Source organism: Sphingobium sp. 22B, from assembly GCF_001580035.1.
Taxonomy (GTDB): Bacteria; Pseudomonadota; Alphaproteobacteria; order Sphingomonadales; family Sphingomonadaceae; genus Sphingobium; species Sphingobium fuliginis.
The window spans coordinates 85,691-99,025 of the sequence record NZ_LTAB01000011.1 but is presented as its reverse complement, the minus strand read 5'-3'; the positions used below and the strand labels follow the sequence as shown (position 1 = coordinate 99,025).

At 65.1% G+C, this 13,335-nt stretch carries 8 protein-coding genes and 1 pseudogene; 4 read left to right on the top strand and 5 right to left on the bottom strand.

The features are described from left to right. The first annotated feature begins 65 nt into the window (after positions 1-65). Both A0J57_RS12010 and A0J57_RS12005 read left to right on the top strand, forming a co-directional pair. Positions 66-1,955, top strand: coding sequence for a PAS domain S-box protein (locus tag A0J57_RS12010; protein ID WP_235600857.1), 1,890 nt, complete (start codon positions 66-68; stop codon positions 1,953-1,955). Then, positions 1,942-2,568, top strand: coding sequence for a response regulator transcription factor (locus A0J57_RS12005; RefSeq protein ID WP_226869583.1), 627 nt, complete (start codon positions 1,942-1,944; stop codon positions 2,566-2,568). Before A0J57_RS12010 ends, A0J57_RS12005 begins: the two co-directional genes overlap by 14 nt. Positions 2,569-2,784: 216 nt before the next feature. Here A0J57_RS12005 and A0J57_RS26375 read toward each other — a convergent pair whose 3' ends face one another. Continuing rightward, positions 2,785-2,937, bottom strand: coding sequence for a hypothetical protein (locus tag A0J57_RS26375; RefSeq protein ID WP_157846842.1), 153 nt, complete (start codon positions 2,935-2,937; stop codon positions 2,785-2,787). Positions 2,938-3,492: 555 nt separating this feature from the next. Between A0J57_RS26375 and A0J57_RS26900 the strand changes: the two genes are divergently transcribed. Continuing rightward, positions 3,493-4,884: a sugar transferase gene (locus A0J57_RS26900; RefSeq protein ID WP_044661119.1), complete on the top strand. Its 1,392-nt coding sequence runs from the start codon at positions 3,493-3,495 to the stop codon at positions 4,882-4,884. Positions 4,885-5,023: 139 nt separating this feature from the next. Beyond that, positions 5,024-6,811 carry an FAD-dependent oxidoreductase gene (locus tag A0J57_RS11990; RefSeq protein WP_235600856.1) on the top strand — a complete coding sequence of 596 codons (1,788 nt, stop codon included), beginning with the start codon at positions 5,024-5,026 and terminating at the stop codon, positions 6,809-6,811. A gap of 52 nt (positions 6,812-6,863) precedes the next feature. Here A0J57_RS11990 and A0J57_RS11985 read toward each other — a convergent pair whose 3' ends face one another. The 4 genes and pseudogenes from A0J57_RS11985 to A0J57_RS11970 form a co-directional block, all read right to left on the bottom strand. After that, positions 6,864-7,835, bottom strand: a complete 972-nt coding sequence (locus A0J57_RS11985) for an alpha/beta hydrolase (RefSeq protein WP_061935947.1) — start codon at positions 7,833-7,835, stop codon at positions 6,864-6,866. A 25-nt stretch (positions 7,836-7,860) separates the two neighbouring features. Further along, positions 7,861-9,401, bottom strand: a pseudogene (locus A0J57_RS11980) (alpha-N-arabinofuranosidase). 40 nt (positions 9,402-9,441) lie between these two features. Then, the gene (locus A0J57_RS11975) at positions 9,442-12,066 is read right to left on the bottom strand and encodes a glycoside hydrolase family 3 C-terminal domain-containing protein (RefSeq protein WP_061935941.1); all 2,625 of its coding nucleotides are present in this window, start codon (positions 12,064-12,066) and stop codon (positions 9,442-9,444) included. Positions 12,067-12,166: 100 nt separating this feature from the next. Beyond that, entirely contained in the window at positions 12,167-13,297 is a 1,131-nt protein-coding gene (locus tag A0J57_RS11970; protein ID WP_025772339.1) for a glycoside hydrolase family 43 protein, read from the bottom strand. Between the last annotated feature and the right edge of the window lie 38 nt (positions 13,298-13,335).

Genomic DNA, 13,335 nt, shown 5'->3' with positions numbered 1-13,335 from the left:
AGTCAAAGACTATGCTTGCAACCGGTGCCGGGGAGCGCCTTCAGCGGCGTTTCTCGCTGGCATTCATGCGTAATGCGTCGCGACGGTTCGTCCCCGCCGCGTGGGCCGCGTGGATTGCCGAAGTGCGCTGGAGCGGCCTCGGCAAATATATCGCGTCGCTGGTCATCGTCTTCCTCGCGTCCTCGTGGATTTTCCGCAACGGCGTCGCGTCGCTGACCGCCGGGGACTATGCCGTCCTCACCCTGATCGTGATTTCCGTCGCCACCCTGATGGGGATCGGCCCGGGCGCGGTCACCACCGCCGGCCTGCTGACGGTCATCTACGCCATTGTCGACGTGAAGATCAGGGGCGGAACCGGCGAGGACGGCCTGGCCTTCCTGCTGGTCATGGTGGCGGCCAATGGGGTGGCGCTGAAATCCACCTTCTGGCGTGCGCGGGCGGAACGGCAGGGCGCCTATGTCAACCGCCTGACAGAGCAGTTGAAGCTGCTGACCGACGGATCGGTCAACTACGCCCTCTACATGACCGATGTGGAGGGGCGGGTCGTCCACTGGAACCGCGGCGCCGAACGCTTCACCGGCTGGGACAGCCGCGACATCGTGAACCGCCCGGTATCGCTGCTCTATTCCCATCATCCCGGCATGGAAGACAATATGGCCGAAGCCTTCGCCCTGGCCAAGGAGCATGGCAGCTGCGAATTCGACTGCCATTTCATCAGGAACGACCGCAGCAGCTTCATGCAGAACTGCGTGGTGACGGCGCTGCGCGACAACAAGGGACGGCTTCAGGGCTTCGCCAAGCTGGTGCGCGACGTGACGGCGGAACGGGCGCAGGAAGTCGCCCTTCAGGAACGCGAAGCGGAATTGCGGTCCATCCTGGAAACCGCGCCCGACGCAGTGTTCGTCGTCGATATTTCAGGGCGGATCGATTATATGAACAGCACCGCCTGCCGCATGTTCGGCTATAATCTGTGCGAGCTGGAAGGCGCGGAGTTCGACCATCTGCTGACCGGAGCGCAGCCGCCGCGAGAGGTCCGCGACGAGCCTCTCCATGTGGAGAGCGACGGGCCGCTATCCTATCCGCGCAGGCTGATCGGGCGCCGTCGCAACGGCTCCAACTTTCCCATCGAGATGAGCTTCGTGAAGATGGAGGGCGCGCATGAGACGCACTATACCGCCTTTATCCGCGACCTCACCGAACAGGATGCGACCAAGGCGCGGCTGGAACTCCTCCAGACGGAGATGCTGCACGGCACCCGCTACAGCGCGATGGGCGCGATGGCCTCCATGCTGGCGCATGAGCTGAACCAGCCGCTGACCGCGCTCGCCGCCTATATGGAGGGCAGTTCGATCCTGCTGATGCGCGGGCAGGAGGCGGACCGGCCGAAGCTGAACCGCATCTTCCGCTCCGCCGCGCAGGAGGCGGTGCGCGCCGGCGCGATCATGCGCCGCCTGCGCGATTTCGCCAGCGACGGAGAGGCGCTGCTGGAAATCCACGACGCGCAGGATGTGGCGCGCAGCAGCCTGGCGCTGATCGCCGCCATGGCGGAGGCGGCGGACGTCACCGTCGAAATGGACGTCGCGCCGGGCACCGGATCGATCTTTGCCGATCCGATCCAGATCCAGCAGGTGATCGGCAATCTCTGCCGCAATGCCATCGACGCCATGCGCGAGGAGCCGGAACGGCGGCTGACCGTGCGGGTCGCGGCGGCGGACGAACTCACCACGCATTTTCTGGTTTCCGATACCGGCTCGGGCATTCCGCCCGCGATCAAGGACCGGATTTTCGATGCCTTTGTCAGCAGCAAGGAAGAGGGGACCGGCGTCGGCCTGTCCATCTGCCGCACCATTGTCGAAGCCCATGGCGGACGGATCTGGCTGGAGCCGAGCGTCACGGGAAGCTGCTTCGGTTTCAGTCTCAGACGCAAGAAGGGAAACGCCATTGGAACCCACTAAGCTGATCCACATCGTGGATGACGAGGATTCGGTCCGCGCCGCGACCGCCTTCCTGCTGGAGCTGGAGGGCTATACGGTCCGCACCTGGCAGCGCGGCACGCATTTTCTGGCGGCCGCCGCGAACGAGCCGCTGGGTTGCGTGATCATGGACCTGCGCATGCCGGAAATGGACGGGATAGAGGTGCAGCGGCGACTGAACGAGGCGGAACTCTATTTCCCCATCATCATGCTGACCGGCCATGGCGACATCGCCTCCACCGTGACGGCGATGAAGATGGGCGCGGTCGATTTCCTGGTGAAGCCGTTCGAGCGGGAGACGCTGCTGCGCGCGGTCGAAAATTGCTGGACGCTGTTCCAGGATACCGGCGCGCGCCGTCAGCGGGCGGTGCGCGCAGGGGCCATGGTGGAGAAGCTCACCCCCAGGGAGCGCGACGTGCTGTCGGGGCTGACCATGGGCCTGCCGAACAAGCATATCGCGCTGCAATTGGGCATCAGCCCGCGCACCGTGGAAATCCACCGCGCCAATCTGATGTCCAAGCTGGAGACGCGCAGCCTGTCCGATGCCTTGCGCGTGGCGTTCGCCGCCGGGATCGGCAGGCAACTGGATTGCTGAGGAACACGGGCCGGCGATCGGCGGGCCGTTGTTTCCGGCCCGGATCGGGCCATCTCCCGAAATGGACCGCCCTCCGCCGCATTTCGCGGCCGGATGAGCGATAGGAGCGGTTCGACCGGCCATAATCCGATCGAACCGCTCCACCGCGCCCGGATGCGGAGCCTTCGTCCTCCGATCCCCGGCGCGTCGCTGCCTTCTCCTCTCTCTCCTGAAACTTCAGCGCCGCCGTCCCGCCGGCGATCTGATCGTGAACAGGGCATCGTCGGGCGCCGCCCTGCTCTTGACGACCTGCAATGGCGATCCGCCATAGGGGGGGTGCGGCAGGCCCGATTGCCTGTCCTGGCCCTCCACCCGGGCGGATGATTTCACCAGCCGCAGCGATGCCCGTTTCGCGCCCTGCGCCGACCGGCGCCATGTGCGTCCTCTCCGCTTCCGCCTGATAAGGTCCCAGGTGAGATAGGGCAGTGAAATGACCAGAAGATAAAGCGATGCCGGCAACCACAGGAGCGCGAAGAGCCGATCCCGCCACCCAATCCTTACAATGTTCCGCGACTTGTTCTGCAATCGCCAGAGATTACAGGACCCAAGCATCCATATCCCGGAGACGACCGCCATCGCGATAATCATTGCCATCCTGTTCCATCATCCAATCGCAGCTCTTTCGGCTGCTTCGCGAAGCTGTCCTGTATGAACTATAGATGAAAGGCGTCATCTGTCATCTACGCAGGAATACGCACCGGCTGATATTTCGGACCGTCGATCAACCCTCTGTATTCTCCCGGATTGCACCTGAAGCGACATTATGTCTGATTTAGCGCTGATAAGGATCAGGTCGCCGGAACAGATATTCTGCATCAACTGCGTTTCGATCGAATGCGTGCCACGGGCACGGAGAATCCTCCAGGCGCGCAAAATGAGGTGTGCATGTCGAGAATTGACCTGGCGATGGCGACCCGTCCTGCCGGCGGACGGGGCCCTGCCGCGGCGCATCGCGCCTTGCGAATCTGGCTTTGCCTTGCCCTGGCGCTGTGGGACATGGTGGCGTTGACATGCGGGCTGAGCGTCGGACTGGCGCTCGCGCCCGTGGCCGGGGGGCTTCGCGACAGCGGCGCCTCCGTCGCGGCGCTGCTCATGGCCTATCTCATCATCGCCTTTCACAATCAGGCCTATGATCCCCGCGGCCTGACCAATGCGACGACCAGTTGCCGCAATGCCGCGCGGGCCTTTGCCGGCACGGTGCTGATCTTCTTCCTCGTGCTGTTCGCGGTGAAATCGACCTCGACCTTCTCCCGCGCCGCCGTGCTGGCGGGGCTGGGCTGCGCGGGCGGGCTGCTGCTGGCGCAACGGCTGCTGCTGAGCCGCCTTCTCGAACGCCATTTCGGGGACCGGCTGTTTGCCGAACTGCTGATCGTGGACGACTGCCCGATTCCGGAAAATCCGGGCCAGATGGCCCTGGTGGACGCGCAGGCCATCGGCCTTCGCGCCGATCTGGACGACCCCTATATGCTGCACCGGCTGGGCATGTTGCTGCGCGATCACGACAGGGTGGTCGTCGCATGCCCCGCCGACCGCCGCGTGACCTGGGCGCAGATGCTGAAGGGCGGCAATATATTGGGCGAGATCGTCTCTCCCGAAGTCGAATCCATGGCGCCGCTGACGGTCGGGCGCTGGCAGGACATGGCCACGCTGGTGGTGGCGCGAGGGCCGCTGAACCTGGCGAACCGGGCGACGAAGCGGCTTCTGGACCTGTTCGTCACCGTGCCCCTGCTGATCGGGCTGATGCCGCTGATGATCGCCGTTGCCGTTGCGATCAAGCTGGATTCGCCCGGCCCCGTCTTCTTCCGCCAGCAACGGATCGGGCGGGGCAACACCCTGTTCAGCATCCTCAAATTCCGCAGCATGAAGGTGGAGCGATGCGATATGGACGGCGTCCGCTCGGCCAGCCGGACGGACGACAGGATCACGCGCGTCGGCCGCTTCATCCGCCGGACCAGCATCGATGAATTGCCGCAGCTCATCAATGTCCTTCTGGGGGAGATGAGCCTTGTCGGACCAAGACCTCATGCCATCGGATCGACGGCGGAGGACATATTGTTCTGGCGCGTCGACCGCCAATATTGGAAAAGACATGCGCTGAAACCGGGAATAACCGGTCTCGCGCAGATTCGCGGCTTCAGGGGCGCCACCGAAACCAGGGCGGATATTTTGCAGCGGGTGGAAGCCGATCTTGAATATATGAATGGCTGGAGCCTGATGCGCGACATCGTGATCCTGTTCGGCACCGTTCAGATTCTGGTGCACAGAAACGCCTTCTGATCCCCGGCAAGACTGCATTTCCGATCGATACCCTCCCCGGAACCACCGAATGCGCATTTCCCCGCAATGGGTAAGTGATCACACCGAATGGATCATCGCCGCCGCGCATGAAATAAATCTTCCATTATTGGGGAGCATCATGGATCGACGGACTTTCCTCGCCGGCGGGCTGGCCGGCACGGCATTGGCGGCCTGTCAGCGCGACAATGAACCGCGCATCGTCCAATCCTCGCGCAGGCCGATGGTCGGGCGCCGGACCTTGCGCGCCGATGTCGTCGTCTATGGCGCGACGCCGGCAGGCATCGTCGCCGCCGTCAGCGCCGCGCAGATGGGCGCGTCCGCGATCATCGTCGGCGGATGGCGGGAACGGCAGCCGGGCGGCATGCTGTCCGGCGGGTTGAGCTGGACCGATTATCGCGACATCGACGCTTTTGGCGGCCTGGCCCGTGCCGTGATCGAACGGCTCGCCGCGGCGGGCGGCATGCCGCGCAACCGCTATGCCTTCGATCCCGCCCTTGCCGTGCCCCTGTTCGAGCGCATGACGACCAGTGCGGGCGTGCCGATAGTCTGGTCCGACGGCGTGGAGGACGTCAAGCTCGTCGATCGCCGCATAAGCGAATTCTTCCTGCAATCGGGCAGGATCGTGCGCGGGCGCATGTTCATCGACGCCAGCTATGAAGGCGATCTCATGGCGCGTGCCGGCGTCGCGTTCAGGGTGGGGCGGGAGGCGGCCGACGCCGCCAATCCGCTCAACGGCTATCGCGGCGCGAAAAACGGCCATCTGGTGCGCGGCGGCCGTCCCGATGAGGATAGCATCGCGCCGATCAGCCCTTTCTGGAATGGCGAGGGCGGCGCGCTGCTGCCGCATGTCGCGGCGGCGCCCGATCTTCCCCTGGGCGCGGCGGACAAGGCGGTGCAGGCCTATTGTTTCCGCCTGACCATGACCAACCGTCCCGACCTGCGGCAGGACCTGCCCGCCCGCGCGCCGGATGGCTATGACGAATCTCGCTACGAACTGCTGTTCCGCGACCTGGACGCCCGCCAGCGCAAGGGGCGGATATATGGACGCGACTGGACCTTCGCCCGCGATCTGGTGAAGGCGGATGAGGTCGCGCCGGGCATTTACGACGTCAACAACCGCGCGCTGATGTCCATCGATGCCGTGGGCCTCAGCCACGACTATCCCCAGGCCGACTATGCGACGCGGGAAAAGATCTGGAAGGCGCATGAAGCCTATCTGCGGGGCTGGTTCCACGCCATGGCCTATGGCCGCGACCCGCGCATTCCGCCGGGCCTGCAACGCGAGGTGCGCGAATGGGGCCTGGTTCGGGGCCGGCACATCCATCCGCATCCCAACGACCTGCAGGGCTGGTCGCCGCAACTCTATGTCCGCGAGGCGCGCCGGCTCGACAATGGGCTGAACTGGTCGGGCAGGGACCTGTCGGACGTCGACGGCGCGGAGCCGCGCCGCAAGGGCATCGTCGCCATGGGCTCTTATTGGCAGGACAGCCATTCCACCCGGCGCATCGCGGTGCAGGACGGGGCGGGGCGATGGGGCATCTGCAATGAAGGCTCGATCATGTTGCGGACCGGCGGGAAATATGAACGCTCGCCCCTGCCGATGGACCTGATGCTGCCGCACCGGGACCAGTGCACCAATCTCATCGTCCCCTTCTGCGTGGCGGCGACGCATCAGGCCTTTGCCACGATCCGCATGGAACTGACGTCCATGGCGCTGGGCGAAGCGGCGGGCAGGGCGGCCGCCATGGCGCTGGGCGAAGATAATGTGCGCGACGTGCAGGACGTGCCGATGCCGGAACTCCAGGCCGCGCTGGTCGCCAATAAGGGCGTCATCCACGGCGTTTCCGCCTTCGAGGATTATCGGCGGCGGCTGAAGTTCCGGCTGAACCGGATGCTGGGAGGCTAAGGACAGAGGGGCCGATCCGACGGCATGGGATCAACCCCTCCCTTCCACCATGTTACCGCGCCCGCTTGAGCATGCCGTGCATGTCGATCCACCGCACGAAGGCGTCGAACCAGCCGGTGCTGGTGGTCGCCTTCGGATACATGCCGAAGCCGTGGCCGCCCTGTTCGTAAAGGTGGAATTCCACCGGGCGATGCGCCGCGCGCCAGTCGTCGATCAGCTTGAAGTCGCGATAGCCGAACAGCGGATCGTCGGCGGCGATGGCGGCGAACATCGGCGGCGCGTCCTGCGGCACGGTCATGCTGCCCAGCGGACCGTAGATATTGCCGATGAAGGCCGGCTTCGCTTCCGTGGCCGACAGCGTCGTCGCCATGGTCAGCATCGCCCCGGCGGAAAAGCCGATCATGCCGATCCGGTCCGGGTCGAGATGCCATTGCGCCGCCCGTGCGCGGATCAGGCGGAAGGCGGCGGTCGAATCCGCCAGTTGCGGAGCAAGGTCGGTTGCTGCCGAGGCGGGAGCGGGCAGCGGTGTCCTGGCCACGCCGGAGAACATCTCCTGCATCGACCGTTCGAAACCCGCCATGTCGGCTGGCGTCTGGCGCAGCCGATATTTCAGCACGAAGGCGGCAACCCCCTTCGCCGCCAGCGCCCGCGCGACGTCATAGCCCTCATTGTCCATGGAAAGCGTGCGGAAACCGCCGCCCGGCGCGACGACGACCGCCGCGCCGGAAGCCTTGGCCGGATCGGGCAGGAAGGGCGTCAGCGTCGCAACGGTGACGTTGCGGGCAAAGCGGCTGCCATATTGGCGGTGCCAGCTTTCCTTCGCCGTGGCGCCGGGAAGTGCGCCGGTGCCCAGTTCGATCGCGTCGGGCTGGGCCGGGGCGGCAATGGGCGTCATCCTGTCGTCCTGCGCCTGACCCAGCGCCGGAGCAGTCAAGGCGCAGGCGGCGATGCCGATGGCGAAAGCGCGGGCCGCCGGGAAGCGGAAGGGGCGCGGCAATGCCTTCCGGGCAGATAGATGCTTCATCTCATCCTCCTGTGATTATCGATCCTTATTGCAGGTCGAGCACGACCACCGACTTGGGCGGCAGCGCCACCGTCAGGGTGCCGCCGCTCACCTGCGCGCCGGTGAAGGCGGCGGGCTTCACCACCTCCGGCGCGTCGAAGCTGTTGTGCGAATTGATCGCCGGGGCGGTCAGGATGCGGCCCGACACATTGGCGGCGTTCAGCCCGTCCAGCTTCACCGTCACCATATTGGTCTGGCTGGGATCGAGGTTGGAAAGGCCGACATGGACCTTGCCGTCCCTGGCCCGCACCGCCGATCCGCTGACCGCCGGCATGACGAACCTGTCCTTGTTGTACCAGGGCGTGTCGATGTCGATCTGTACATTTCGAAGACATGATAGGTGGGGGTGAGCACCATCTTCCTGCCTTCGGTCAGGATCATCGCCTGCAACACATTCACCATCTGCGCGATGGCGCTCATGCGCACCCGGTCGGCATGTTTGGCGAAGATGTCGAGATTGACGGAGGCGACCAGCGCGTCGCGCAGCGTGTTCTGCTGCCGCAGGAAGCCGGGATTGGTGCCGGGGTCGGGCGCATACCATGTGCCCCATTCGTCCACAGCCAGGAATATCCGCTTCTGCGGATCATATTTGTCCATCACCTTGCTATGGCCGGTGATAAGCTCGTCCATCTTCCATGTGGCGGCCAGCGTGTCGGCCCATGCGGTCTCGTCGAAATTGACCGGATCGGCCTTGGGCGGCCAGCCGCCCTGGGGCAGGGTGTAATAATGGAGCGACAGCGCATCCAGTTGCTTGGCCGCGTCGCGCATCATCACTTCGGTCCAGTTATAGTCGCCGCCGTTCGCGCCCGACGCGATCCGCACCAGCGTCTTGCCGGCGGGAACCTTCAGGAAGGTCGAATAGCGCTTCGTCACGTCGGCGGCATATTCGGCGCGCATGTTGCCGCCGCAGCCCCACAGCTCATTGCCGATGCCGAAGGCGGGCAGCGCCCAGGGTTCCTTGTGCCCGTTCTTCGCGCGCTCATCGGCCAGGCTGCCGGCGGGCGCGGTGATATATTCGACCCATTCCGCCATTTCCTGCGGCGTGCCGTTGCCGACATTGCCGGAAATATAGGCTTCCGCGCCGACCTGCCGCAGCAGTTCGAAATATTCATGCGTGCCGACGCTGTTGGGTTCGGTCACGCCGCCCCAATTGGTGTTGACCTTGATCGGGCGCTTGCCCTTCGGGCCGACGCCCTCCCGCCAGTGATATTCGTCCGCGAAGCAGCCGCCCGGCCAGCGGATCACCGGGACGGAGAGGTTGCGCAGCGCCGCCACCACATCGTTGCGGAAACCATTGGTGTTGGGGATCGACCGATCATTGCCGACCCACAGGCCGCCATAGATGCCATGGCCCAGATGTTCGGCGAATTGCGTGAAGATGCGGCGGTCATAGACCGGGCCGGGCCGGTCGGCATGGATGGTGGCGGTGGTCGGCTTGCCGGCGGTGTCGGCGCTGGCGGTCGTCGCCGCCAATGCGCTGGCGCAGAGAAGCAAGGCGGCGGTCGTGCGGCGCAGGGTCTTGATCATGGTCGTCCTTTTCGGAAAATGGCGGCGGAATGGGCGAAACCTATTTGGGCAGCGGGATCATCCGGGCGATGCTGTAGCGGGCCTGCTGGACCTGCACGCCGTCGTCCGGCTGGCCGCTGCCGACGCTCAGGCCATAATCGCCCGGTATCAGCCTGCGCTCGCCCGTCATGGTGACGAAGCTGAGGTCGCGGGGGCTCAAGGTGAATTCCACCTTCCGGGTCTCGCCGGGCTTCAGCGTCACCCGCTGGAAGCCGCGCAGGGCAAGGCGAGGCGCGCCCTCGAACCGTGGCGGCGTGATGTAGAGCTGCGCGACATCGTCGCCCGCCCTTGCACCCGTGTTCGTGATGGCGGTGCGCACCTTCAGGCCATTCTCGACCGAACCGTTCACCGGCTCGACCGTCAGCGGGGCGTAGCGGAAGCTGGTGTAGCTGAGGCCGTGGCCGAAGGGATAGACGGGCTTGCCCCTGAAATAGCGATAGGTGCGCCCCTCCATCCCATAGTCGGTAAAGGGCGGCAGGTCAGTGACGCTCCTGTAGAAGGTGACGGGCAGTCGGCCGCCCGGATCGGCCTTGCCCGAAAGGACATTGCCGACCGCCAGCCCGCCGGATTGGCCCGGATACCAGGCTTCGACGATGGCGGCGGCATTCTCCTTCGCCCAGGACAGGTCGATGGCGCTGCCATTCATGGCGACGACGACCAGCGGCTTGCCCAGCGCCCTGGCCTTTTCCAGGAAGGCGCGCTGGTCGGCGGGCAGGTCCAGCGTCGTCTTGTCGCCGCCGTCGAAACCCTCCACCTTGACGGGCATCTCCTCGCCCTCCAGGTCGGAGGTCAGGCCGACCACGGCGACGACGACATCGGCATCCTTCGCGCCCGCTGTCAGATCACGGTCGAGATCGTCGGTAACGCGGTTCCAGAAGATCGCCGGGCTGGCGGCGACGCCGCTCTCGCCCTGCAGGCGGATGGCGTAGCGCTCGCCCCTGGTCATGCGCACCTCGACCAGCTTCAGCGGTTCCGCCCAGCGCGAATATTCGCTGGCGGAGACGACGGGCTTGCCGTTCAGCGAGACGTCGCCCTTCACTCCGGTCAGCGCCAGCCGATAGAGGCCAGTTTGCGGCGCGACCAGATAGCCGCTCCAGCGCACCCGATGCTGGTCCGACACCTGTTTGAACTCGGCCGCCCGCGATACGATGCTGGTTTCGGTCCGCGTCAGCACCGGCCGGGTTGCAAACTGGTCCTTGCCCGTGGCGTTGAAATATTCGGCCTTGATCCCCGGCTTGCCGTCCGGCGTCAACAGCGCGGTGCCGGGGACGAGGTCGCCGTCTGTGATCGACGGGCTGAAGGGGATCACCGTCACGCTGTCCGCGCCCATGACCTGTTTCAGGCCCTCCGCAACCGAAATGGGTGGAGCGCTCTTGGCCGAGGAATAATTGCCGCGCAGTACGCGGGTCGCATCCGCCAAAGGCCCAGCCAGCGCGATTCTCGTCCCGGGCTTCAGCGGCAGGACGCCGTCATTCTTGAGCAGAACAAGGCTCTTTTCCGCGGTGCTCAGCGCCAGCGCCTGATGATCCGGCGTACCGATCGCGCTTGGCGGGATCGCGTTGGGCTTGCGGGAAGAAAGGCCCGGCAGGTCGCCATTGCGGTATCGCGCGGAAAAGAGCCGGACGAGGGCGGTGTCGATGTCGCCCATGCCGATATGGCCCCGCGCCAGCGATTCCTTGTATCGATCGCCAAGGTCGGTACGTCCGCCCAGCGTCGCATTGTTGCATTCGCTGTCGACCCCGTAGCGCAGCGCGACGGCAACGCCGGTAGCGGCGTCGGGCGCATATTTGTGATGTTCGTAAATGTCGACCACGGCGTCGCAGTCGGACACGACATAGCCCTTGAAGCCCCATGCGCCGCGTAGATAGTCCTGCAACAGCATATGACTGCCGCAGGCCGGTTGCCCGTCGACGCGGTTATAGGCGCACATGATCGACCCGGCCTTGCCCTCGACAATGGCGGCGCGGAAGGCGGGGAGGTAGGTGTCCTCCAGATCGTGCGGCGTGGCGAAGATATTGTCGGTGTGGCGGCTGGGTTCGGGGCCGCTATGGACCGCGAAATGCTTGGGCGTGGCGACCACCAGAGGCAGGTCCGGATTGTCCCCCTGCATGCCCTGGACGAAGGCGACGCCGATCCGCGCCGTCAGATAGGGGTCTTCGCCATAGGTTTCCTGCCCCCGGCCCCAGCGCGGATCGCGGAAGATGTTGATGTTGGGCGACCATGTGTCGAGGCCCGTGCCGATCCGGCCGAGATGCCCGGTCTGCCGCCCCAGCCTATGCAGCGCCCGGACCTCCGTGCCGATGGTGGCGGCGACCTGCCTGATCAACGGCGCGTCGAATGTGGCGGCAAGGCCGATGGGTTCGGGAAAATTGGTCGTGGGCACCGCCCCGATCGCGCCATGAAGGGATTCGGTCCACCAGTTATAGGCCGGGATGCCGAGGCGCGGGATCGCGGGAGCGACGTTCAGAAGCTGCCCGACCTTCTCGTCCAGCGTCAGCCTGTCGACGATCTCCCGCGCCTTGCCGTCGGCCTCCGCCCATATGTCCGTGGCCTGCGCATGGACAGTTGCCGGGGTCGCGAGGCACAATATCGCGCCGGCCGCGCGCAAGGCGAAAGCGGTCTTCATGATTATCTCCCCAAGAAGCGCGCTGTTTTCAGCGTCGCTCGATATGTCTCGTCCGGTCGGTGGGGCGCGGGGGATGGCACTTCCCCCGCGCCCGGCGCGCTCAATGGGCCGCGCCGTCCTTCGTCCCCTTGGCGACGAAGGGATTGATGGTCCGGATCGTGCCGTCGGGATTATAATGCAGTTCGGTCACCTTCACGTTGCGCAGGCGGGTCTGGCCCGACAACTGGCTGTCGGCATAGAACAACCACCATTTCCCGTTCCATTCGACGATGGAATGATGGGTCGTCCATCCTTCCACAGGCTCCAGGATGCGGCCCTTGTAGGTGAAGGGACCATAGGGTGAATCGCCGATGGCATAGACCAGATAATGGGTATCCCCGGTCGAATAGCTGAAATAATATTTGCCCTTATATTTGTGCATCCACGACGCCTCGAAGAAACGGCGGTCATGGTCGCCGCCCAGCAGCGGCTTGCCCTTGTCGTCCAGGATCTGGATCGCGCGGGGCGCTTCGCTGAATTCCAGCATGTCGCCGGTCAGCTTCGCGACGCGCGGCGCCAGCGCGGGCTTGTCGTCCTGTCCCAGATCGGTCTTCGACCCATCGGGATCATATTTGCCGTCGACATTGCGCTGAAGCTGTCCGCCCCAGATGCCGCCGAAATACATATAGCTCGATCCGTCATCATCGGTGAAGACGGCGGGATCGATCGAATAGCTGCCCTTGATCGGCTGCGGCTGCGCCTTGAACGGACCCATCGGGTCCTTCGACGTGGCGACGCCGATGCGAAAGGCGCCCGCCTTGTCCTTGGCCGGGAAGTAGAGATAGTAGGTGCCGTTCCTGTACGCGGCGTCCGGCGCCCACATCTGCTTGTCGGCCCAGGGCACGTCCTTCACATCCAGCGCCACCGGGCCGACCGTCACGGGGCCGCCGATCCTGTCCATCGACAGGATGCGATAGTCCCGCATCTCGAAATGGCTGCCCAGATCGTCCTCCGGCGTCGGCCCGTCGATGTCGTGGCTGGGATAGACGTAGATCTTCCCGTTCCACACATGGGCGGACGGGTCGGCGGTGTAGATGTCCGTGACCAGCGGCTGCGACAGATATTCGGATGCGTCGCGCTTCGCTTCGGCCTTCGGCTGGGCTTCGTTCGCCGGCTGCGATTGCTGGCATCCGGCGGCGAGCAACAGGGCGGCGAGCGGCAGGGCTTCCAATGCGCGCAACTTCATGGGCATGCTGATCCTCTCTGGTTATTCCCGCAACGATAGCGCTA